Genomic DNA, 21,275 nt, shown 5'->3' with positions numbered 1-21,275 from the left:
TGTTCTGGGTATGGCAGAACACAGCGAGGCCCTGGAGTTGCTCACCGGCCCGGCGGCCGGCGAGATCCTCGGTGCCGCGGTCGAGGCCGCCGGTGGAGAGCTGATCGATTGGCGTTCGACGGAGGTTGCTCACCACGCCGAGACCGCTACCGTCGCCTACCGGGCGACTGTCTCGTCAGCAGGGGTTGTCACCGATGAGGTGTTCGGGGCAACTGCCGGCGGGCAGATACCGGCCGGCGTCACGGTGGTCGGAGACGCTGAGACACAGATCGGTGTCTGGAGCGCTGCCAACGATCCTCGGCTTCCTGGGCTGCGGGGTGCGATGGATCCTGTCGCCGTCTCGTCGCTCTTCAGCCGGTGTGGGCTTGGTAGCGGGCCGGTGTCTGTTCGGTTGCGGGCTTATCGGCCGTTACGGCGGGCTGTGGTCGAAGCGATTGGGCCGCTCGGGCGGCTGTTTCTGAAGGTTGTGCCGAGCGGCGACGGGCAAGCGCTGCACGACCGGCATCGACTGCTGACGGGCGCCGGCGTACCGGCTCCTCGGAGTCTTGGGTGGACCGACGACGGGCTCGTCGTCCTGGAGGCGCTGGGTGGGCGGACGCTGCGGTCGGCGTTGCGGTCCGGACATGTCGGCACCGATCCGGCCGAGTTGACCCGGATGCTCGATCGGTTGCCGTCCGAGTTGCTCGAGGCTCCTCGGCGGACTTCCTGGCTCGAGCGCACGTCGTACTACGCACACTCGATCGCGCAGGTCGTACCGGAGCTGGCCAGTTGGTCGGCCGGCCTGTCGTCGGCGATTGTTGCTGAGGGCATCATTGGACCGACGGTTCCTGTGCACGGCGACTTCTACGAGGCGCAGGTGCACGTCGACCAGTCCGGCGCGATCGTCGGACTGCTCGACGTCGACACGGCCGGGCCGGGTGATCGGCTCGATGATCTGGCCTGCCTGGTCGGGCATCTGAGTGTGCTCGCGCAGGTCCTGCCCGCGAACGCCGACGCCATCGACGGGCTGGCCGAGCACTGCCTGTCCACCTTCGACCGGCAGGTCGATCCCGATCAGCTGCGGCTGCGGATCGCCTCGGTCGTCCTCTCACTCGCCACCGGGCCGCACCGTGTGCAGGACGCCGGCTGGCAGCAAGCCACCCGGGAGCGGGTCGCACTGGCCGAACGCTGGTACGACGCCGCTCACCGGGTTCACCGGAGCTCCGTGCTCCCCCTCGAAGAAAGGAACCACCATGAGAGCAACGCGTAAGTGGGCCGTAGTCGGAACCGTCGCCGCGATCTCCGGCATCGGAATCGGTACCGCGGCGTACGCCGCTCCCACCGATCTGAACGACCCGGCCACGACCCAGCCGGCTCAGACGACCACCCTGAACCAGGGCGGCGCGGCCCAGCCGGCCGCTGGCTCGGTGCAGTCCGCCGACACCCCTGGTGAGACCGCCAGCACCAACACCCCGGGCGAGCCCACCTCGGCGAACACTCCCGGCGACACCGCCTCGGCCAACACCCCGGCCGGCGCCACGTCCGCCAACACCCCGGGCGACACCAACTCGGTGAACACCCCCAACGACACCAACTCCGCCAACACTCCCGGCACCGTCAACTCCGCCAACACGCCGGGCACCGCCGACTCGGCGAACTCCCCGAACACGCCCAAGGCGTCCGGCAACCCCGGCACCGCCGACTCGGCCAACTCCCCGAACAACGCCAACTCGGCCAACTCCCCCAGCTGACAGCACAACCTGTGCCCGGACCGGCCCCCTCTCCGGCCCGGGCACAGCCCATCTCCCAACTGGTGAATGGGCTGGACCGTCTACAGGTGCCGGTGGGGGCGGTTCGGGATGTCGGGGCCGAGGATCCAGCTGGGGGCGCCGCTGCTGTCCGGCGTACGGCGTACTGCTGGGTGGTGGTCGGGTTCCCAGTGGGCCGGGTGCTCGGTCAGGCCGAGCAAGTAGGTGACCGTGCATTCGAGGGCCGCCGCGAGCTCGGGCAGGCGGACGACGTCGACGCCGGCGCCGTGCTCGAAGGAGCTGAGGGTCTTGTTCGTGGTCCGGATCCCGCGCCGGGCCAGCCGGGTGACGACCTGTTTCTGGGTCAGCCCCAGCTGCATCCGCCGGGCCCGGAGCCGGTGCGTGACGATCAGGTGCCGGTTCAGGGTCGGGCCACCCACCTCGTCGAACATGCGGGACCTCCCGTCGGTTCCACGATCCTCCGGGTCAGGAGGTCCGTCAATCACCGACCGGCCACGAAGCACTACGAGGGCGCTTCCATCTCCGCGAGCGCGTGCACGGTGTACCGGGCGAAGTTGAACACCGGCGCCCGGCCGAGCAGCCGCTCGAACTCCTCGTGCGAATCGACGTCGTAGATCCACGCCCCGCCGTGCGATCCGACCACGTGGTAGCGCGCGAGCACCTTGCCCTCGCGCTGCAAACGTTCGCCGTACTCCGGCATGGCGCCGACCGCCCGCGCCATCTCCGGCGACAGCAGGCTCAGCTCCATCTGCCAGAGCACGAGGAACTTCATGACCGCAGATGCAACCGTCGCGCCGCTTCGGCGATCGAGCCGGTCACCGACGGGTAGACGGTGAAGGCCTGCGCCACCTGGTCGACCGTCAGGCGCCCGGCGACCGCGAGCGAGATCGGGTGGATCAGCTCGGACGCGCGCGGGGCGACGACCACGCCGCCGACCACGATGCCGGTGTTGGGCAGGCAGAACAGCTTCACGAAACCGTCGCGGACGCCCTGCATCTTGGCCCGCGCGTTGTCGGCCAGCGGGACCTTCGCGACCATCGCCGTACTGCCGCCGGCGTCCAGCGTCGCCTGGGTCAGCCCGACCGTCGCGATCTCCGGCGCGGTGAAGACGTTCGACGAGACCGTCGACTGGTCCAGCGGCGCGACCGCGTCGCCGAGCGCGTGCGACATCGCGATCCGGCCCTGCATCGCGGCCACCGACGCGAGCATCAGGACGCCGGTGCAGTCGCCCGCGGCGTACACCCCGCGGCTCGACGTCCGCGAGACCCGGTCGACGCTGACGAAGCCGCCGTCGTCGAGCGACACGCCCGACTCGACAAGTCCCATGTTTTCCGTGTTCGGCAGCGAACCGACCGCCAGCAGCGCGTGCGAACCGTGCACCGTCCGGCCGTCGGTGAGCGTCACCACGACCCCGTCGCCCTGCCGCTTCACCGACTCCGCGCGGGAGCGTCCGAGTACGGTCAGCCCACGGCGGCGGAAAACGTCTTCCAGTACGGCGGCCGCGTCGGCGTCCTCGCCCGGCAGGACCCGGTCGCGCGACGACACCAGGACGACCTCGCTGCCGAGCGCGTCGTACGCGCTGGCGAACTCGGCGCCGGTCACGCCGGACCCGACCACGATCAGCTTCTCGGGCAGCTCCTGCAGCTCGTAGACCTGCTCCCAGGTCAGGATCCGCTCGCCGTCCGGCTCCGAGCCGGGCAGGATCCGCGGCCGTGCTCCGGTGGCGATCAGGACGACGTCCGCCTCCAGGCGCTCGTCGCCGACCACGACCGTCTCCGGCCCGTCGAGGCTGCCGCGGCCGTGGATCAGGCGGATCTTCTCGTCGGCCAGGCGGCGGGCGATCCCGTCGGACTGGGCGGCGGCCAGCGCCTTGACGCGGCTGTTGACGACGGTGAACTCGACGCTGACCGAGTTCGCCGGGTCGTCGTCGCCGTCGTCCACCCGCAGGCCCAGCTCGCCGGCCTCCACCACCTCGGTCATCACCTCCGCGGTGGCGATCAGAGTCTTGCTGGGGACGCAGTCGGTGAGCACGGCCGAACCGCCGATCCCGTCGGAATCGACAACCGTCACCTCCGCTCCCAGCTGGGCGGCCGCACTCGCCGCTTCGTACCCGCCAGGACCGCCACCGATGATCACAACTCGCGCCACGAGAGGCCATTGTTCCGTATCCTGTGATCTCGTGACCCTGTACGCCGCGTTTGCGTCGAATCTGGACCCGAATCTGATGTCCGACCGGTGCCCGTACTCGCCCCTGCGCGGGACCGGGTGGATCGTCGGCTGGCGCCTCACCTTCGGTGGGGAGGAGCTCGGCTGGGAGGGCTCGATGGCCACGGTCGTCGAGGACCCCGCCGACCCGACCAACCAGGTCTTCGTCGCCCTGTACGACGTCCACCCCAAGGACGTCGAGCGCCTGGACGAGTGGGAGTGGATCGACCAGGGCGTCTACCGCAAGATCCAGGTCCGCGTACAAACCCTGGACGGCACCCAGCTGGCGTGGATGTACGTCCTGAACGCCTACGAGGGCGGCCTCCCGTCGGCCCGCTACCTCGGCATCCTCGCCGAAGCAGCCGAGGCAGCAGGCGCCCCGGACGACTACGTGGCCGACATCCGAGCCCGCCCTTGCCAGTCTTCAGGTCACTGACGTACCGGGCGGTATCGTGCGGTGGTGACCGTCAACGATGCCGTTCTGATTCGTAGTGCTGCTGAGGCGTGGCTGGCTGAGGATCCCGATGGGGACACTCGGGCCGAGCTGCAAGGGCTGTTGGAGGCCGGGGACGAGGCCGGGCTGGCCGATCGGTTCGGGGGGAAGCTCGAGTTCGGGACGGCGGGGCTGCGGGGGGCTGTCGGGGCCGGGCCGAATCGGATGAACCGGGTCGTGGTGATCCGGGCCGCCGCGGGGCTGGCGGCGTACCTGAAGGCCAACGGGCTCACCGACGGTCCCGTGCTGATCGGGTACGACGCGCGCCACAAGTCCGACGTGTTCGCGCGGGACACCGCCGCGGTGATCCGCGGAGCCGGGCTCGACGCCGTGCTGCTGGATCGGCCGACGCCGACGCCGGTGGTCGCGTTCGGGATCCCGCACCTGAAGGCCGTCGCGGGCGTCGTGGTGACGGCGTCGCACAACCCGCCGCAGGACAACGGGTACAAGGTCTACCTCGGCGACGGCTCGCAGATCGTCCCGCCGGCCGACCACGAGATCGCCGCCGCCATCGACGCGGTCGGCGCGTTGGCCGAGGTCCCGCGCGGCGAGGACTGGCAGACCGCCGGCGACGACCTGCTCGACGCCTACCTGGACCGGATCGCCACGCTGGTCCCCCAGGACGCGCCGCGCGACCTCAAGGTCGCCTACACCCCGCTGCACGGTGTCGGCCGGCTGCTCGTCGAGGACGCCGTACGCCGGGCCGGCTTCGCCGCTCCCGCGGTCGTCGCGACGCAGGCCGACCCGGACCCGGACTTCCCGACCGTCGCGTTCCCGAACCCCGAGGAGCCCGGCGCGATCGACGCGGCCCTGGAGCTGGCGCGCGCCGAGGGCGCCGATCTCGCGGTCGCGAACGATCCCGACGCGGACCGGTGCGCGGTCGCCGTACCGGATCCTTCGGCCGACGGTGGCTGGCGAATGCTGCGCGGTGACGAGCTCGGGGCGCTGCTCGGCGAGTTCCTGCTGTCGTCACGGCCCGACGGGGTCGCGGCCTGCTCGATCGTGTCGTCGTCGTTGCTGGGGAAGATCGCCGCGGCGTACGACGTGCGCTACGCGGACACGCTGACCGGCTTCAAGTGGATCGGCCGGGTGCCGGAGCTGGTCTTCGGGTACGAGGAGGCGCTCGGCTACTGCGTCGATCCGGCGGCGGTGAAGGACAAGGACGGGATCTCGACGCTCGTCCGCGTGCTCGAGCTCGGCGCCCGGGCGAAGGCCGAGGGGCGCACGCTGCTCGACCTGCTGGACGACCTGGCGAAGAAGTACGGGCTGCACGCGACCGACCAGCTGTCCGCGCGGGTCGAGGACCTCAGCCTGATCGCCGCCGCGATGGACCGCCTGCGCGCGACCCCGCCGACGACGCTCGGCGGCCACAGTGTCGACCGCATCGACGACCTGAGCGAAGGCAGCGAACACCTGCCCCCCACGGACGGCCTGCGCTACACGCTCTCCGAAGGCGCCCGTGTCGTCGTCCGTCCGTCCGGCACCGAGCCGAAACTCAAGTGCTACTTGGAAGTCGTCGTCCCGGTCGACGGCGACGACGTACCGGCAGCTCGCGCGAAAGCAGCCGAAGAACTGACCGCCATCAAGCAAGACCTCGCAGCAGCAGCTGGAATCTAAGAATAGAAAGTTGAAGGGCCCCTCAGCTGAGGGGCCCTTCAACTTTTTGTACGAAGTGAGGGAGTACCTGGCGGGAAACTCCCTGCGGTTGAGGTCCTAGCGGACCGCGGCGGCTTCCTGGTCGGCCTGCTCGGAACGCAGCGAGCTCTGCAGGGACGAGTGCAGGATGCGCAGCGTGCTGGTCGACTGCATCAGCGCGTCACGCTCGTCGGGGTTGCGGTTGGCCAGTGCGGTGATGTCGTTGATGCTCGCCTCGATCCGGGCGATGCGGTCGGCGACCGTCCCTTCCTGGCTGCTCGCGCGGCGGATCGCCTCGGACGTGACCGTCCAGACGTCCTCCTTGTCGTTGGTGCGGCGCGACAGGTCGACCATCTGGCTGAGCGCGGCGAGATCGCTGTCGATCTGGCTCCGCTCGACCGGTGCCGTGATGCCCGCGGTCGACTGACGGAGCCGGGTGACATGCCCGGACAGCTCCGACCAGCTGCACTTACCGCTCTTGATCTTGTCCAGCACCTTGGTGTACTCGGTGTTGAACTCGTCGTAGTTCACTGTCCTTGACTCCTGCCGTTCGACGTTCGACCCAGACTCTAAGGCGTGCGGACCCGAAACACGGTAACCACACGATCGCAGATCGTGCACGTGTCGGCAAAACGCGAAGGCGCCCGGAGAGCCAACGCTCTCCGGGCGCCTTCGTTACGGCTGAGGCCTAAGCCTTCACCGAACCGAACTCACCGCGAATCAGGCGATCCGGGTGGCCGGGACCGACCAGGTCTGGCAGCTGCCCGGGTGGGTGTTGCGCCCGTTGCCGGTGAAGCCGGCCAGCGACCAGAAGTTGTGGTTGGTCCACGACCCGTGGTCACGCGGGTAGCCCGGCATGTCGCCGGAGTGCGAGACGACGTACTTCCACTCGGTGAGCAGACCGCCGCTCATCGGGTAGTACGCCTTGTTGGCGCCGATGTAGGCCGAGCCGAGGCAGGACGCCTGCAGCTCACGACGACGGCTCTCGGCCAGCGACGCGTCGTACGACATGTTGCTGCCCCGCCAGTGCGACGCGGTCAGGATGCCGGTCATGCTCTGGACGTGGTGCCCGTACTCGTGCGCGATGGTGTTGGTCGCGTAGGCGACGGTGTACGTCGGGTTCTGCGCGTACCAGGTGACCAGCTGACGCCACGGGATGTAGATCGTTCCACCGCGGTAGGAGCAGTAGAACGAGACCCAGCCGGTGACCGGGCCGCAGGCGCTCTTCACGGTGTTGTAGCCGTGCACGACCAGCGCCGGCTTGACGTCCCAGCGGGCGCCCATCCGCCACAGGTTGGGCTTCCACGCGGCGTACAGGCAGCGGACGAGCTCGGACTCGAAGTACCGGACCCGGGCCTCGGTGTTCAGGGCGACGTTCGGCCGCTTGCACTTCGACGCCGCGATGTTGCCGGTGCCGTAGAGCTTGTTGTTCTTGACGGCCTTCAGCGCGCTGGCCGCGTTCCAGCCGGCGTCGCGGCCGGCGTTCGGCACGTTCGCCGGGGTGTCGATGACACCCGGGACCGGCCGTTCTGCCTGGACGGCAGCCGGCGAGGACTGCGCCGCCTGCGCGTTCGGCATCGCGAGGACCGCGCAGCTGGCGACGGCGACGGCGCCGGCCAGGACGCGCAGCTTCTTGCGGGAGAGATAGTTCATGCGCTCCACTCTCGAGTACTGGGGGGACATACCGAAGCCATCCTGGATCACTGAGAGGTTCACTCCGGCCCGAACACGGGTTCCGACGCAGCATCCGGGCGTGAAGTTCCCCTCACCGCGCCGGTGGTCAGCGGAGGATCTGGGCCACCACGGCGACGACCGCCAGAACCGCGATCGCGGCCAGTTCGGGAACGGCCCAGGTGGTGACGACCTCGCCCTCGGCGGTGGCGGCGTGGCGTTCGCGGTGGTTGTCGATCCGGTCGACGACGAACTCGGCGCGGCTGATCGAGTTCTCGGCGCCGAGCTTGCGGCCGCCGACCCGGCTCTTGCGCAGGTCCTTCATGACCAGCTGGACGCCGGGGCAGCGGATCTTGCCGGCGCTGGTGTGCACGCGCAGGATGTCGGTCACGTCGGCGTCCTCGATCCGGTGCCACGGGACGTGGTGGTCGCGGACGTGGTTGCGGATCAGCAGGCCGTCGGGGCGCAGCGTCACCGAAGGGCGCACCAGGCCGACGTACGCGACGAGGATCAGGATGCCGATCAGCGCACCGACCAGCAGGCCACCCGCCGTCCGCCACTCCACCACGATGTCGACCAGACCGGCCAGGCCGATCACCATCACGACGACGCCGGTGATGCGGTTCGACGCCGACAGGTACTGCTCGTTCTCGGTCACCTTCGGTTTCACCCGGACAAGGTAGCCGTTCGGGCCCAGTCGGACGAGGGGAGGCTTCGCGGACGAGGATCGTCCGGGTAGCGGTTTAGCGTGCTGTGCATGAGTGATGACCGGAACGCGACCGAGTACCCGTGGGAGCCGCCGATGGCCGGGACGGAGGTCGAGCACCTGCTGGGATCGCTGAACCGGATGCAGGCCACGTTCCGCTGGAAGGTCGACGGACTGGACGCCGAGGGGCTGAACCTGCGGATCGGGGCCTCCTCGCTGACTCTCGGCGGGCTGCTGAAGCACCTGGCGATGAACGAGGACTACCTGCTCCGGGTGAAGTTCCTGGGCGGCAAGCTCGGTTCGCCGTGGGAGGAGCTCGGCGCGGACGGGAGCGAGACCTGGGAGTTCGACACCGCGGCCCACGACTCCCCCGAGCAGCTCTACGCGTACTTCGACGACGCCGTGGCGCGGTCGCGTCAGGTGGTCGCGGAGGCGCTGGCGAACGGTGGTCTGGACCAGGACGCCGACGTCGCCTGGCCGGAGGGCAACCACGCCAGCCTGCGACGGCTGCTGTTCGACCGGTTGGAGGAGTACGGCCGCCACACCGGCCACGCCGACCTGCTGCGTGAAGCGGTCGACGGCCGGGTCGGGGAAGACCCGCCGGCAGGCTGGCGTCCGGTCTCGGGGACTTACGCCGTCGAGTAGTACCTGCGACCCAACAGGTTCGTGCGACACACCCTAGACTGCGAAAGGTGACGACTACCGACAGCTCCCCCGGCGCAGGGGTGGACAGCCTCGCCGACGTGACCTCGTCCGAGGACCGGTTGCGCAGGTTCCTGCTCGGTCTGCCGGGTGTCGACCAGGTCGGCGCCGAGGCGCGGGCGGCGACGCTGAGCACCCGGTCGATCAAGACCACCGCGAAGGCGTACGCGCTGGACCTGGCGATCCAGATGATCGACCTGACCACGCTGGAGGGCCAGGACACCCCGGGCAAGGTCCGGGCCCTGTGCGCGAAGGCGAAGCGGCCGGACCCGGCCGATCCGACCGCGCCGCAGGTCGCCGCCGTGTGTGTCTACCCGGACCTGGTGGCGACCGCGAAGTACGAGCTGCGCGGCTCCGGGATCAACGTGGCGAGCGTCGCGACGGCGTTCCCGAGCGGCCGGTCCAGCCTGGCGATCAAGATCCAGGACACCAAGGACGCGGTCGCCTCCGGCGCCGACGAGGTCGACATGGTGATCGACCGTGGCGCGTTCCTGTCCGGCCGGTACGGCCTGGTCTTCGACGAGATCGCCGCGATCCGCGACGCCGCCGGTGACGCGCACCTGAAGGTGATCCTGGAGACCGGCGAGCTGGTCACCTACGACAACGTACGCCGCGCGTCCTGGCTGGCGATGCTGGCCGGCGCCGACTTCATCAAGACGTCCACCGGCAAGGTCTCCCCTGCCGCGACCCTCCCGGTCACTCTGGTGATGCTCGAGGCGGTCCGCGACTACCACGAGGCGACCGGCCTGCACATCGGCGTCAAGCCCGCCGGCGGCATCCGTACGGCGAAGGACGCGATCAAGTACCTGGTCACCGTCAACGAGACGGCCGGACCGGACTGGCTGGACCCCGAGCTGTTCCGCTTCGGGGCGTCCAGTCTGCTGAACGACCTGCTGATGCAACGCACCAAGCTGGCCACCGGGCACTACCCCGGCCCCGACTACTTCACGCTGGACTGAGGCATGAGCAGATTCGAGTACGCCCCCGCGCCGGAGTCGCGCGCCATCGTCGACATCAAGTCGTCGTACGGGTTGTTCATCAACGGGAGCTTCACCGAGGCGACCGACGGCAAGCCGTTCAAGACCGTCAGCCCCGCGTCCGAGGAGGTGCTGGCCGAGGTCAGCGAGGCCGGACCGGCTGACGTGGACAAGGCCGTCCGTGCCGCGCGGCGCGCGTACGACAAGGTCTGGGGCCCGATGGCCGGCCGCGACCGCGCCAAGTACCTGTACCGGATCGCCCGGCTGATCCAGGAGCGGTCGCGCGAGCTGGCCGTGCTGGAGTCGCTGGACAACGGCAAGCCGATCCGCGAGTCCCGCGACGTCGACCTGCCGCTGGTGGCCGCGCACTTCTTCTACTACGCCGGCTGGGCCGACAAGCTCGAGTACGCCGGTGCCGGCGAGGACCCGCAGCCGCTGGGTGTCGCCGCGCAGGTGATCCCGTGGAACTTCCCGCTGATGATGCTGGCGTGGAAGATCGCGCCGGCGCTCGCGGCGGGCAACACCGTCGTACTGAAGCCGGCCGAGACGACGCCGCTGACGGCGCTGGCGTTCGCCGAGATCTGCCAGCAGGCCGATCTGCCGCCGGGTGTCGTGAACATCGTCACCGGCGCCGGACGGACCGGGCAGGCGCTGGTCGAGCACGACGGCGTCGACAAGGTCGCGTTCACCGGGTCGACCGCGGTCGGCCGCTCCATCGCCCGCTCGGTCGCGGGCACGGACAAGAAGGTGACGCTCGAGCTCGGCGGCAAGGCCGCGAACATCGTCTTCGAGGACGCGCCGATCGACCAGACCGTCGAGGGCATCGTCAACGGCATCTTCTTCAACCAGGGCCACGTCTGCTGCGCCGGTTCGCGGCTGCTGGTCCAGGAGAGCGTGTACGACGAGGTCCTGGCCCGGCTGAAGCGTCGGATGGGCACGCTGCGGGTCGGCGACCCGCTGGACAAGAACACCGACATCGGCGCGATCAACTCCGCCGAGCAGCTGGCCCGGATCCGCGAGCTGTCGCAGGTCGGCGAGGACGAAGGCGCCGAGCGCTGGTCGCCCGAGTGCGAGCTGCCCACGCAGGGGTTCTGGTTCCCGCCGACGGTCTTCACCGGCGTCTCGCAGGCGCACCGGATCGCCCGCGAGGAGATCTTCGGGCCGGTCCTGTCGGTGCTCACCTTCCGCACCCCGGCCGAGGCCGTCGAGAAGGCCAACAACACGCCGTTCGGGCTGTCCGCGGGCGTCTGGACCGACAAGGGATCGCGGATCCTGTGGATGGCCGACCAGCTACGCGCCGGCGTGGTCTGGGCGAACACGTTCAACCGCTTCGACCCGTCCTCGCCGTTCGGCGGGTACAAGGAGTCGGGCTACGGCCGCGAGGGCGGCCGCCACGGTCTGGAGGCCTACCTTGCCCACTAAGTCGGATGCGCGGCTGGACGTGCGCAAGACCTACAAGCTGTACGTCGGCGGCGCCTTCCCGCGCAGCGAGTCGGGCCGGTCGTACGTCGTGAACGATGCCAAGGGCAAGTTCCTCGCGAACGCGTCGCAGGCCTCCCGCAAGGACGCCCGGGACGCGGTCGTCGCGGCCCGCAAGGCGTTCGGCGGCTGGTCGGCCCGGACGGCGTACAACCGCGGTCAGGTGCTCTACCGGATCGCCGAGGTGATGGAGGGCCGGCACGACCAGTTCAGCGCCGAGGTCGCCGCGGCCGAAGGCCTGTCGCTCGCGAAGGCGCGTCCGCTGGTGGACGCCGCCATCGACCGCTGGGTCTGGTACGCCGGCTGGGCCGACAAACTGGCCCAGGTCGTCGGCTCGAGCAACCCGGTGGCCGGCCCGTACTTCGACTTCTCGGTGCCCGAGGCAACAGGTGTCGTCGCGCTGCTGGCTCCCCAGGACTCCAGCCTGCTCGGCCTCACCAGCGTCCTCGCGCCGGCGATCGTCTCCGGCAACACCGCGGTCGTCGTGACGTCGTTCGAGCGCCCGATCCCCGCGATCACGCTCGGCGAGGTGATGGCCACCTCGGACGTTCCCGGTGGGGTCGCCAACATCCTCACCGGCTCAGCCACCGAGATCGGCCCGTGGCTGGCGTCCCACATGGACGTCAACGCCATCGACCTGTGCGGCATCGAGTCGGCGGACGAGGCCCGCGACCTGGAGGCCGCCGCCGCGGAGAACCTCAAGCGCGTCCGCCGCCCGGCCGACGAGGACTGGCTGGAGTCGCCGGGGCTGTCGCGGTTGACGCAGTACCTGGAACTGAAGACGGTCTGGCACCCCATCGGGGTGTGAGGTCAGCCTTGGCCGGGGTTGTGGATAACCCCGGCCAAATCCTGCCGCTCGCTTGTACCATAAGCAAGGAAGGGCAGAAGGCGGGCGGCGGCGTCAGCGGGGGCCACGTGCAACCGCCAGCAAGGCGGGCGGCGGCGTCAGCGGGGCCGACGGGCAACCGCCAGCAACGAACCGCCGGCGGGCAGCGGCAGACCGGCCCGGATGAGCACGCTCTCCAGCCGCATCGCCGTGTAGCACGCGCGGTTCAGCGGGGCGGCCATGCCGAGTTCGCCTTCGACGTCGGCGTTTTCCTTGCTGCGCAGACGGGCGGCCATCATGGCGGGCAGCAGCAGCGAGACGAACGACGTCACCTTGACCGGCTCGAAGCCGGCAGTTTGGAGTTCGTCGATCAGCATGCGGCGGCTGTAGCGCTTGACGTGGTGGGCCGCGACGTCGGCGGCGCTCCAGAGCCACTGGTGCTGCGGCACGGTGACGAGAATCCCGCCGCCGGGCCTCACCGTCTGGAACATGCCCTTGAGCACCAGCGGTGCGTCCTCGATGTGCTCGATCACGTCGAACGCACCGGCGACGTCGAACTCCGCGTCGTACGGGTTCCGCGTCGCGTCCATCTGGCTCAGCTCGACGTCCGGCATCCTGACCCGCGCGTTGACCAGGCCTTCCTCGAACAGCTCGGTGCCGGCCAGCCGCCAGTCCGGGTGGAGCTGCCGGACGCGGTCGAGCACGTAGCCGTTGCCGCAGCCGAGCTCGAGGAACGAGCCCGCGCCGGGGAAGTACTTGTCGAGCGCCCAGTTGATCAGGTCGCTGCGCGCCCGGTACCAGAAGCTGTTCGCCTCCAGCGCGAACAGTTTCTCGAAGTTCGCCGGGTCGTACCCGCCGCCCGTGCCTGCGTCCACCATGCTGCAACCTATGCCGCGCCGGTACGACGCGCCAAGGGGTCCGCGGTGGTCGCTTCGGAGCACTCGCCGCACCAGATCGCTTCGGAGCGCTCGCCGCACCAGATCGCTTCGGAGCGCTCGCCGCACCAGACCGCTTCGGAGCGCTCGCCGCACCAGACCGCTTCGGAGCGCTCGCCGCACCAGACCGCTTCGGAGCGCTCGCCGTACTGGACCGAAACCTCGGTGCGGCAGCGGGTGCGCGGCACTAGGGTCGGGCCATGATCTTCGCTGCCAAGCCGAAGCCGGGTGACAAGGTTGCCGTGGTCTCGCCGTCCGGTGGACTGCCCGAACTGTTTCCGGCGCCGTACGAGCTCGGGCTGCAGCGGCTCCGGGCCCTCGGCATCGAGCCGGTCGAGTACCCGACCACCCGTCGGCTCGCGACGACACCCGCCGAGCGCGCCGCCGATCTGCACGCGGCGTGGGCGGACCCGTCGATCCGGGCGGTGTTCGCGAGCATCGGCGGCGACGACCAGATCACCGTGCTGAAGCACCTCGACCCGGAGGTCTTCCGCGCCGACCCGAAGCCGTTCTTCGGGTACTCCGACAACACGAACCTGCTCAACTTCCTGTATTCGTTGGGAATTCCGGCCTTCCACGGCGGCAGCGTGATGGCACAGCTCGGCCGCGGCGGCGCGCTGCACCCGGACACCGAGAAGTCGTTGCTCGCGGCCCTTTTCTCCTCGGGGCCGTTCGAGCTGACGCCGGCGTCCGGCTGGACGGACCGCGACAGCGACTGGACCGACCCGCGCACGTTCGAGTCGTCGCCGGCCCTGTTCCCGGCGACGGACTGGCAGTGGTCGGGCCCGTTGACACCGGTCAGCGGACGGCTCTGGGGCGGGTGCCTGGAGATCCTCGACTGGCAGTTGGCGGTCGGGCGCTGGATGCTGCCCGTCGACGAGTACTCCGGCGTCCTCTTCCTGGAGACCAGCGAAGAACTCCCAACCGCGGCCCAGGTCCACCGCATCCTGCGCAACTTCGGCGAACGCGGTCTGCTCCAGCGCTTCCAGGCCGTCCTCTGGGCCCGCCCGAAGGGCTGGTCGCTCGATCAGCCGGTCGCCGACGAGGTCGCCACGGCGTACACGCAGGACCAGTACGCCACCGCCCGTGCGACGGTCGCCGAGTACAACCCGGATGCGGTGTTCGTCAGCGGGCTCGACATCGGGCACACGGATCCCCAGCTGATCCTCCCGTACGGCGGCCAGGCCGACCTTGACCCGGCCGCCGGCCGGATCACCGTCACCTACTGACTCAGCGGATCTCGGTGCGGGTGAGGGCCGGGTTGGGGTCCGGGTAGCACTTGACCGGGGACTTGATGGTGACGAACTTCCACTTGATCGTCGCCTGCAGGTCGAGGCCGGGATTGTCGAAGCTGGAGCCCTGGAGCCTGGTCTCGACGACCCCGGAGCGTCCGGCCTTGAGGTGCACGGTGAGCTGCGGCAGCTTGTACGACGATCCGCCGGCGATCGGCCCGGGGACACGCAGCGTGGCGACGCCGTTCGCGGCCTGGATGCTCGGGGTGGAGTTGAGGCCGGAACCGCCGGAGAGCCAGGCGGACACGTACTGCGCGTTGGCCGGAATCGGGATCCGCAACGACAGGTCGCGGACCTCCTTCAGCTTGAACCCTTTGACCTCGCCCGGCAGCGACCCCGGCTTGAGGTCGACCACGACGTAGAAGTGAGCCCCCGGGCGGACGGTCGCGGGAGCTTTCGCCTCGGCGCCCTGGCGCAGGGAGAGCTGGTGCTGTCCGAACTTGGTGTCCGCCCGGCACGCGTAGCTGACCGCCGAGCCGGCCGCCTGCGCGGGCAGTGGGACGAGGATCAGCCCGACAACCATCACGGGAGCAATTAACTTCCGCAGAGTAGTCATACGATCACTCTAAGCAGTCAACCCTCAGTTTGAGGCCTACCGTCTCAGCCAGTGAGCCGTCAGCGCCCAGCCAAGTACCAGGCCCCCACAGCCGCCGCCGCAAACACCACCGGCACCAGCACAACCAGCAAGAAGCCCCTCAAGTACTTCCTTCGCCGGCCGCGGCGGGACGTTCCGACAACGGTCTCCGGCGAGACAGCGGCGACCGGCCCACCCCCCGATCCCGTGGACAACCCCGCTACCGACCCACCCGCGCCGACCGTCGTACCGATCTCGTCCTGATCGCCGGTCGTCGTACGCAGAGAGGCCAGTAGCGGCGCCTCCTGCTCCAACCGGTAGGCCTCCGCTTCCAACCGCTCGGCGAGCGTATGAGCCTGACCCCAGCGGTCGCCCACCCGGTAAGCCAGGGCCCGCGCGAGGAGTTCGTCGACCTGCCCGATGGCGTCGTGCAGCAACGGGCGGAGGCTCGGTGGATCCTGGTCCGGGTCACGGCCGACCACGTCGGTGATCGACGACGCCACGAACGGCGCGCGCCCGGTCAGCAAGGCATAAGTGACAGCGCCCACGGCGTACACGTCCGCACGCTCGTCGAAGCCGCCATCGCCGCGCCCCTGTTCAGGCGCCATGTACGACGGCGTACCGACAGCTTCGGTCAGACCGGAGGCCTCCGCGGCCCGCTTGGCCAACCCGAGATCGGCCAGGACGATCCGATGCGTCCCACCACCGGACTCCTTGCCGCCCGACGGCCGCAGCAGCAGGTTCGCCGGCGTGATGTCGCGGTGCACGACGCCCTCGGCGTGCAGCGCGGCAACGGCCCGCGCGAGGTCGGCGCCCCACCAGAGCGCGTCGGCCGGGTCGACCGGCCCAGAAGCCAGTACGTCGGCCAGCGTGCCGCCGTCGACGTAGTCCATGACGAAGTACGGCCGCCCATCCTCCAGCGCGCCCAGATCGAAGACCCGGACCACCCGGTCGCTGGCGATCCGCCGCATCAGCCGCGCCTCGGACAGGAACCGCTCGCGCACGTCCGCCCGCGAGGCCCAGTTGTCGGCGAGCACCTTCACCGCGACGTCCACGTCCAGGTCGTCGTCGTACCCGCGCCAGACCGTCGCGAAAGCACCCGCGCCGACCTTCGACCGCAGGCGATACCGTCCGATGGCGTCCATCGGGACTATTCTCGGTGACGGAGAGGATCATGGCGAACACCTGGGGGAGCATGAACGACGAGCTCGAGGAGTTGGCCGCGCGGGCGGCGGGTGGGGATCAGGCCGCCCTGCCGGAGCTGCTGCAGGCGATCCGGCCGCAGGTTCAGCGCCGGGTGGCCAAGTTCCTGCCGTTCCGGGAGGACGCCGAGGAGGCCGCGCAGGACACGCTGATGACGGTCGCCACCAAGATCCACACCTTCAAGGGCACCGGCACGTTCGCCGGCTGGCTGACGATCGTCGCGACCAACCAGGCCCGGCAGACCTACCGCACGCTCAAGCGGCGTTCGGTCGAGCAGTCGGCCGAGGTGCTGCCGGAGGCGATCGACCCGCGGACGACGTCGGTGATCGCCGGTTCGCGCCTCGACCTGCTGGAGGCGCTGGAGCAGCTCGAGTCCCACCACCCGCAGCTCGTCCAGCCGCTCGTCCTGCGGGATCTCGGCGCACTCACGTACGCCGAGATCGCCGAAGAGCTCCAGGTCCCGCTCGGCACCGTGAAGGCCCGTATCCACCAGGCCCGCAAGGAAGTCGCCCAGCGCCTCACCGTCCGCTGACCGGCGGACACCCGGCCCGGAGCCGCAGAGTCCGGGCGCCGGAGTGAGGGGTGGACCCGGCGCGCACGTCGAGGACCACGCTGCAGCCGACACATCTTCCAAGTACCGACCACCAATCGGGGGCCGGTACTTGGAAGGTTTGGGGTGAGGCCTGTCAGGTGCTGTCCTCTAGCGGGCCTTGAACTGCCGCGCGCCCGGGTCGACCGTGGTCTGCCGGATCGCCGGCTGGGGCGCGACGCCCATCCACTTCTGCAGGATCGTCGTCGCCTCCACCCGTTGCGCGGTCGGCAGTCCGCCGATGCTCGACCCGTGGTTGCCGGCCGGCTGCGTGTACCAGTGCGAATCCCGCGTCCCCGGCCCGGGCGCGAACTTCTCCGCGCTCCACGGGTCGTTCTCGCCGTACACGAACAGCATCCGCCGCGCCTGCGTCTTCACCCAGAGGTCGACGTCGAGCATCGCGAACGGCTCGTGCCGCGGCTCGATGCTGTCCGGTACGGCGGCCGGCGCGTCACCGGCCTCGCGGTACCGCAGCAGGCCCTTCAGCCACGTCGTCTTGCTCGCGACGTCCGGCCAGTTGAGCTGCTGCGTCGCCTGGAAGTAGTACGGCAGGAAGCCGGCCGTGCCCTCGTCGGAGTAGAACGCCCAGCCCGAGACCCGGTCGATGAAGTCGAACAGCTGCTGGTCCGTCGCCGCCGCGGTGCCCGGCACCGACGGGCAGCTCGCCTGCGTGTCGTACTGCCAGAAGGCGAACGGCGTGTCCAGTACGGCGGCCTCCAGCGCGCGGTCCGCCGAGCCGAAGGTGCTCTCGTAGGTCAGTCCGTTCGCGGCGGCGTACTCCTTCAGCTTGGCCAGCATCGCGGGCCGCCGGAGCAACGTGTTGCGCTGCAGGTTGCGCAGCGCGAGGTTGCACTGCGGGTCGGTCCCGGCCTCCTGGATGAAGGAGACGTACGAGTCGCGCTTGTTGATCACGTCCTGCGGCGCGACGTACGCGACCGTGGCGTCGACGTCGTTCGGGTAGAACCGGCGGTGGTAGACAGAAGTCATCCCGCCCTTCGAGGCGCCGGTCGACACCCACTTGCCGCCGTACAGGGCCTTCTTGAAGGCCTGGACGATGCGGTGGTGGTCGGTCGCGGCCTGCCAGATGTTCAGCTTCGACCAGTCCTGGCTGGCCGGCGTCGAGTCGTTGAAGAAGCGCTGCTCGACGTTCAGCTGGTTGCCGTCGACCAGCCGCGTCGGCTCGGACGTGAACGCGCCGCCGACCCCGCCGTACCCGGTCGTGTGCAGGACCGTCGGGCGGGCGAAGTCGCGGTGCCACAGCGTGACGCGTTGCTCGAACTTCTCGCCCCGTGGTTTCCGGTGGTCGGCCGGCTGCGTGTACCAGAGCACGAAGAACGGTTTGCCGCTGATCACGGCACTGCTTTCGATCCGCAGCCCCGGGATCGTCGCGAGTTTCGCGGCGACGTCGTCCACGGTGGCGGCCGAGGCCACCACCGGCGTGAGCGACGAACCGATCAGGGCGGCAACAAGTACGGCGACAACACTGACAACGAACCGGCGCATGACGGCTCCTCTGCTGGGGGCGACAGCTTCACAGACTAGGCCGGATCGCCTGTCACCGCGAGATGTTCGTCCACAGGCTCCGGGCCTCGACCGTACGGTGGAGGTCGTCGGCCGCATCGGCGACCGCGCGCCGGATGCCCGGCGGGACGGTGTCGTCGGCAACGAGTGATGCGGCCTGTCCAACCGTGCGCTCGTCCACCGCGAACCGGGGGAAGAACCGGCCGGCGGTGAGCCCGACCGCGATGCCCGCGCGAATCTTCGCGGTCCCGGCGATCTCGGCGAAGTAGCGGTCGACGTACGGCGCGGTGAGCTCGGCCTGCGCCGGGTGCCAGAAGCCGGCGCAGAGCGCGTACAGCTCGTTGACGCCGACCGCCGGGTCGGTCATCACCCGGTTCCAGGCGGCCTCCTTGCCGTCCGGCAACGCGGCGCGGCATTTGGCGGCCTGGATCGTGCCTTCGCTCGAGTGGTCGCGCGCAAGTTCGGCGTCGATCTCTTCTGCGCCGAAGGCGCCAAGGCGGACCAACTGCAGTGTCAGGGCCCAGCGGAGATCTGCATCGACCACCAGACCGGCCGGACTACTTGAGGAGGTGGCCGGGCTGCTTGAGGATTGGCTGAGCCAGGCCTGGAGAAGATCGGCGTCGGTCGTCGTGGCGATGACACCGCGGGCGATCGCGAGCTGCAGACTGCTGCCGGGCGGGCAGGTCGCGAGGCGCTCGGTCAGTGCGTTGGCGAGTTGTCCGCGGAACGGCTCGTACGGAAGAGCGCGGCCGAGCAGGCTCTCCTCGGCCCAGCGCAGCAGCGATCCGACCGCGATGTCGCTGCCCTCCGTGGGCAGCGCCGCGAGCAGGATCTCCAACGCCTGCTGGGGATCCAGGTCGCCGTCGGCGACGGAGTCGCGGATGCTGTTCCAGATCACCGCGCGGGTGGCGCCGTCGGCGATCAACGGGAGCACCTTCGGCAGCGCCGCCAGGCTCGCGGCATCGAGCCGGACCTTCGCCCAGGTGTCGTCGCCGGCGTCCGGTACGACGAGCACGGCCGACGGGTCCAGCGCGACAGGGACCTCGTCGGCGTCCAGCAGTACGTCGACCGAGGCCGGCCGGCCGGCTTCGTCGTACGCGCCGACTGTCAGTCGGTGAGGGCGCTCGGCGTCGTCCGGCCTGGTGCGATGCAGTACGACGCCGTTCGCCGTACGGGTGACGCTGATCGTGTCGAGCCCGGAGGTGCGGAGCCACTGCGCCGACCACTCCGCGAGCCCGACGGCGCCCGCCTCGGTCAGCTTCGCGACGAACTCCGGCAGGTCCGCGTTGCCGAACTCGTGCGCGGCCAGGTGCGCGGTCACGCCGCGCAGGAACACCTCGTCACCCAGGTACGCCGCCAGTTGCTTCAGCACCGCCGCGCCCTTGGCGTACGAGATCCCGTCGAAGTCCTCCAGGGTCTCGCGCGCGTCCTTGACCGGATCGGACGCGACCGGGTGCGTCGACGAGCGCTGGTCGGCCTGCAGGCCCCACCACTTGCGAACGTAGCCGAAGTCCTCCCAGTGCCCGCGGTGGTCGGTGACGTCGTGCGAGACGCGGTGCGCCATGTACTCCGCGAACGACTCGTTGAGCCAGAGGTCGTTCCACCACTTCATCGTGACCAGATCGCCGAACCACATGTGCGCCAGCTCGTGCACGAGGATCCGCGCCCGGGTGCTGCGCTCGGCGTCGGTCACCTGCGACCGGAAGACCAGGGTGTCGGCGACGGTGACGCAGCCCGGGTTCTCCATGGCACCGAGGTTGAAGTCGGGCACGAAGACCTGGTGGTACTCGCCGAACGGGTAGCGGTAGCCGAACAGCCGGTGGTACTCGTCGAAGGCCTGCCCGGTCACCGTGAACAGGTCCTCGGCGTCGCGCTCCAGCGCCGGCGCGAGCGACTGGCGGCAGCCGAGACCGAGCGGGATCCCGTCGTACTCGGAACGGATCAGGTGGTAGGGCCCGGCGACCAGCGTGACGAAGTACGTCGACAGGGGCTTGGTCTCGGCGATCTCCCAGCGGCCTGGGGCGATCTCCTTGGCCGGTCCGTTGCCGAGCACGATCCAGTCCTGGGGAACGGTCGCGGTGATCCGGTACGGCGCTTTGAGGTCGGGCTGGTCGAAGCACGCGAAGTACCGCGGCGCCGACTCCAGCGACGACATCCCGTACAGGTAGACCCGCCCGTCGGCCGCGTCCACCGACCGCTGCATCCCCTCGCCGTCGTGCGCGTACTCCATCACCGCGTCGACGACCAGCTCGTTCTCCCCCGCCAGCCCGCTCAACGGCAACCGCCCGTCGTCCACCAGCCCGACGTCGACCGGTACGCCGTTGAGCGTCACGGACCGCAGCTCGCGGGCCTTCACGTCCACCCACGTCTCACCGGCCGTCGCCGCGAACCACACGGTCGACACCGCCCGGAACGTCTCGTCCCCACCGGTGAAGTCGAAGTCCAGGTGATACCCCCGGACCTCGACCACAGTCGCCCGGGCACGCGCATCGTCCACAGTCAGAGCAGGCATCCCCCGAACCTAGCAACCAAGAGGTCGCGGAACCCCAGCCCGGCAGCCCGCAGCTGCCAGGCTTCACACCACGCCGGGGCTGCAGGCCGCGCGCCCACCGTGCCGATCGGTGTCGGGCCGGACGATCGGCCGGGGCTGCAGGCCGTGCCGGCCGCGCCAGGGCTGCGGGCCGCGCCGCGCCAGGCTGCGCAGCCCAGTCCGGCAGCC

Annotated in this window: 21 protein-coding genes; 10 read left to right on the top strand and 11 right to left on the bottom strand. The window is 70.0% G+C overall.

What is annotated here, in order from left to right:
• Positions 1–10 precede the first annotated feature (10 nt).
• On the top strand, positions 11–1,249 hold the full coding sequence (locus HDA39_RS37930) for a phosphotransferase family protein (RefSeq protein ID WP_184803607.1): 1,239 nt from the start codon (positions 11–13) through the stop codon (positions 1,247–1,249).
• Entirely contained in the window at positions 1,233–1,730 is a 498-nt protein-coding gene (locus HDA39_RS37925; protein WP_184803605.1) for a RodZ family helix-turn-helix domain-containing protein, read from the top strand. Before HDA39_RS37930 ends, HDA39_RS37925 begins: the two co-directional genes overlap by 17 nt.
• Before the next feature lie 80 nt (positions 1,731–1,810).
• Here HDA39_RS37925 and HDA39_RS37920 read toward each other — a convergent pair whose 3' ends face one another.
• The 3 genes from HDA39_RS37920 to HDA39_RS37910 all read right to left on the bottom strand — a co-directional run bounded on the left by HDA39_RS37920 (position 1,811) and on the right by HDA39_RS37910 (position 3,896).
• Entirely contained in the window at positions 1,811–2,179 is a 369-nt protein-coding gene (locus HDA39_RS37920; RefSeq protein WP_184803603.1) for a helix-turn-helix domain-containing protein, read from the bottom strand.
• Between the two features lie 71 nt (positions 2,180–2,250).
• Positions 2,251–2,520 (bottom strand): muconolactone Delta-isomerase family protein, encoded by a 270-nt coding sequence (locus HDA39_RS37915; RefSeq protein ID WP_184803601.1) that lies wholly within the window; start codon positions 2,518–2,520, stop codon positions 2,251–2,253.
• A complete protein-coding gene (locus HDA39_RS37910; protein WP_184803599.1) occupies positions 2,517–3,896 on the bottom strand; it encodes an NAD(P)H-quinone dehydrogenase in 1,380 nt (459 codons plus the stop codon). The genes HDA39_RS37915 and HDA39_RS37910 overlap by 4 nt, the downstream gene beginning before the upstream one ends.
• A gap of 31 nt (positions 3,897–3,927) precedes the next feature.
• Between HDA39_RS37910 and HDA39_RS37905 the strand changes: the two genes are divergently transcribed.
• Entirely contained in the window at positions 3,928–4,389 is a 462-nt protein-coding gene (locus tag HDA39_RS37905) for a gamma-glutamylcyclotransferase (protein ID WP_184803597.1), read from the top strand.
• A gap of 21 nt (positions 4,390–4,410) precedes the next feature.
• The gene (locus HDA39_RS37900) at positions 4,411–6,063 is read left to right on the top strand and encodes a phosphohexomutase domain-containing protein (RefSeq protein WP_184803595.1); all 1,653 of its coding nucleotides are present in this window, start codon (positions 4,411–4,413) and stop codon (positions 6,061–6,063) included.
• Between the two features lie 96 nt (positions 6,064–6,159).
• On the opposite strand, the gene HDA39_RS37895 is transcribed toward HDA39_RS37900, so the two are convergent.
• The 3 genes from HDA39_RS37895 to HDA39_RS37885 form a co-directional block, all read right to left on the bottom strand.
• The gene (locus HDA39_RS37895) at positions 6,160–6,612 is read right to left on the bottom strand and encodes a hypothetical protein (RefSeq protein ID WP_184803593.1); all 453 of its coding nucleotides are present in this window, start codon (positions 6,610–6,612) and stop codon (positions 6,160–6,162) included.
• Positions 6,613–6,801: 189 nt separating this feature from the next.
• Entirely contained in the window at positions 6,802–7,734 is a 933-nt protein-coding gene (locus HDA39_RS37890; protein WP_184803591.1) for a neutral zinc metallopeptidase, read from the bottom strand.
• 127 nt (positions 7,735–7,861) lie between these two features.
• Complete coding sequence (locus tag HDA39_RS37885; protein ID WP_184803589.1) at positions 7,862–8,422, bottom strand: PH domain-containing protein; 561 nt, start codon at positions 8,420–8,422, stop codon at positions 7,862–7,864.
• Between the two features lie 87 nt (positions 8,423–8,509).
• Between HDA39_RS37885 and HDA39_RS37880 the strand changes: the two genes are divergently transcribed.
• The 4 genes from HDA39_RS37880 to HDA39_RS37865 are packed head-to-tail and all read left to right on the top strand — an operon-like array spanning position 8,510 to position 12,424.
• Positions 8,510–9,103, top strand: coding sequence for a mycothiol transferase (locus HDA39_RS37880; protein WP_184803587.1), 594 nt, complete (start codon positions 8,510–8,512; stop codon positions 9,101–9,103).
• A gap of 47 nt (positions 9,104–9,150) precedes the next feature.
• A complete protein-coding gene (deoC, locus tag HDA39_RS37875) occupies positions 9,151–10,119 on the top strand; it encodes a deoxyribose-phosphate aldolase (RefSeq protein WP_184803585.1) in 969 nt (322 codons plus the stop codon).
• A 3-nt stretch (positions 10,120–10,122) separates the two neighbouring features.
• The gene (locus HDA39_RS37870; protein ID WP_184803583.1) at positions 10,123–11,559 is read left to right on the top strand and encodes an aldehyde dehydrogenase family protein; all 1,437 of its coding nucleotides are present in this window, start codon (positions 10,123–10,125) and stop codon (positions 11,557–11,559) included.
• Positions 11,549–12,424, top strand: coding sequence for an aldehyde dehydrogenase family protein (locus HDA39_RS37865; protein ID WP_184803581.1), 876 nt, complete (start codon positions 11,549–11,551; stop codon positions 12,422–12,424). The genes HDA39_RS37870 and HDA39_RS37865 overlap by 11 nt, the downstream gene beginning before the upstream one ends.
• 137 nt (positions 12,425–12,561) lie before the next feature.
• Here the strand turns inward: HDA39_RS37865 and HDA39_RS37860 are convergent, their stop codons facing one another.
• On the bottom strand, positions 12,562–13,320 hold the full coding sequence (locus tag HDA39_RS37860) for a class I SAM-dependent methyltransferase (protein ID WP_184803579.1): 759 nt from the start codon (positions 13,318–13,320) through the stop codon (positions 12,562–12,564).
• Positions 13,321–13,577: 257 nt separating this feature from the next.
• On the opposite strand from HDA39_RS37860, the gene HDA39_RS37855 reads away from it, so the two are divergent.
• Positions 13,578–14,606, top strand: coding sequence for a S66 family peptidase (locus tag HDA39_RS37855; protein WP_184803577.1), 1,029 nt, complete (start codon positions 13,578–13,580; stop codon positions 14,604–14,606).
• 1 nt (position 14,607) lies between these two features.
• Here the strand turns inward: HDA39_RS37855 and HDA39_RS37850 are convergent, their stop codons facing one another.
• Together HDA39_RS37850 and HDA39_RS37845 are read right to left on the bottom strand one after the other, a co-directional pair.
• Entirely contained in the window at positions 14,608–15,225 is a 618-nt protein-coding gene (locus HDA39_RS37850) for a hypothetical protein (RefSeq protein ID WP_184803575.1), read from the bottom strand.
• Between the two features lie 59 nt (positions 15,226–15,284).
• Entirely contained in the window at positions 15,285–16,388 is a 1,104-nt protein-coding gene (locus HDA39_RS37845) for a serine/threonine-protein kinase (protein WP_184803573.1), read from the bottom strand.
• Positions 16,389–16,417: 29 nt separating this feature from the next.
• On the opposite strand from HDA39_RS37845, the gene HDA39_RS37840 reads away from it, so the two are divergent.
• Positions 16,418–16,978, top strand: a complete 561-nt coding sequence (locus HDA39_RS37840) for an RNA polymerase sigma factor (protein ID WP_184803571.1) — start codon at positions 16,418–16,420, stop codon at positions 16,976–16,978.
• A gap of 168 nt (positions 16,979–17,146) precedes the next feature.
• Here HDA39_RS37840 and HDA39_RS37835 read toward each other — a convergent pair whose 3' ends face one another.
• Both HDA39_RS37835 and pepN read right to left on the bottom strand, forming a co-directional pair.
• The gene (locus HDA39_RS37835) at positions 17,147–18,538 is read right to left on the bottom strand and encodes a S28 family serine protease (protein ID WP_184803569.1); all 1,392 of its coding nucleotides are present in this window, start codon (positions 18,536–18,538) and stop codon (positions 17,147–17,149) included.
• A 52-nt stretch (positions 18,539–18,590) separates the two neighbouring features.
• Entirely contained in the window at positions 18,591–21,068 is a 2,478-nt protein-coding gene (gene pepN / locus HDA39_RS37830) for an aminopeptidase N (protein ID WP_184803567.1), read from the bottom strand.
• Between the last annotated feature and the right edge of the window lie 207 nt (positions 21,069–21,275).

The sequence above is a fragment of the Kribbella italica genome (assembly GCF_014205135.1).
GTDB classification, from domain to species: domain Bacteria; phylum Actinomycetota; class Actinomycetes; order Propionibacteriales; family Kribbellaceae; genus Kribbella; species Kribbella italica.
This window is presented reverse-complemented; position numbering and strand designations above follow the sequence as displayed.

What these genes read in the sequence shown, in the direction of transcription:
- HDA39_RS37840 (WP_184803571.1), top strand. Translation starts at nt 16,418, where the DNA reads ATGGCGAACACCTGGGGGAGCATGAACGACGAGCTCGAGGAGTTGGCC.
- HDA39_RS37880 (WP_184803587.1), top strand. Translation starts at nt 8,510, where the DNA reads ATGAGTGATGACCGGAACGCGACCGAGTACCCGTGGGAGCCGCCGATG.
- HDA39_RS37925 (WP_184803605.1), top strand. Translation starts at nt 1,233, where the DNA reads ATGAGAGCAACGCGTAAGTGGGCCGTAGTCGGAACCGTCGCCGCGATC.
- HDA39_RS37915 (WP_184803601.1), bottom strand. Translation starts at nt 2,520, where the DNA reads ATGAAGTTCCTCGTGCTCTGGCAGATGGAGCTGAGCCTGCTGTCGCCG.
- HDA39_RS37930 (WP_184803607.1), top strand. Translation starts at nt 11, where the DNA reads ATGGCAGAACACAGCGAGGCCCTGGAGTTGCTCACCGGCCCGGCGGCC.
- pepN (WP_184803567.1), bottom strand. Translation starts at nt 21,068, where the DNA reads ATGCCTGCTCTGACTGTGGACGATGCGCGTGCCCGGGCGACTGTGGTC.
- HDA39_RS37860 (WP_184803579.1), bottom strand. Translation starts at nt 13,320, where the DNA reads ATGGTGGACGCAGGCACGGGCGGCGGGTACGACCCGGCGAACTTCGAG.
- HDA39_RS37835 (WP_184803569.1), bottom strand. Translation starts at nt 18,538, where the DNA reads ATGCGCCGGTTCGTTGTCAGTGTTGTCGCCGTACTTGTTGCCGCCCTG.
- HDA39_RS37890 (WP_184803591.1), bottom strand. Translation starts at nt 7,734, where the DNA reads ATGAACTATCTCTCCCGCAAGAAGCTGCGCGTCCTGGCCGGCGCCGTC.
- HDA39_RS37870 (WP_184803583.1), top strand. Translation starts at nt 10,123, where the DNA reads ATGAGCAGATTCGAGTACGCCCCCGCGCCGGAGTCGCGCGCCATCGTC.
- HDA39_RS37920 (WP_184803603.1), bottom strand. Translation starts at nt 2,179, where the DNA reads ATGTTCGACGAGGTGGGTGGCCCGACCCTGAACCGGCACCTGATCGTC.
- HDA39_RS37845 (WP_184803573.1), bottom strand. Translation starts at nt 16,388, where the DNA reads ATGGACGCCATCGGACGGTATCGCCTGCGGTCGAAGGTCGGCGCGGGT.
- HDA39_RS37855 (WP_184803577.1), top strand. Translation starts at nt 13,578, where the DNA reads ATGATCTTCGCTGCCAAGCCGAAGCCGGGTGACAAGGTTGCCGTGGTC.
- HDA39_RS37850 (WP_184803575.1), bottom strand. Translation starts at nt 15,225, where the DNA reads ATGACTACTCTGCGGAAGTTAATTGCTCCCGTGATGGTTGTCGGGCTG.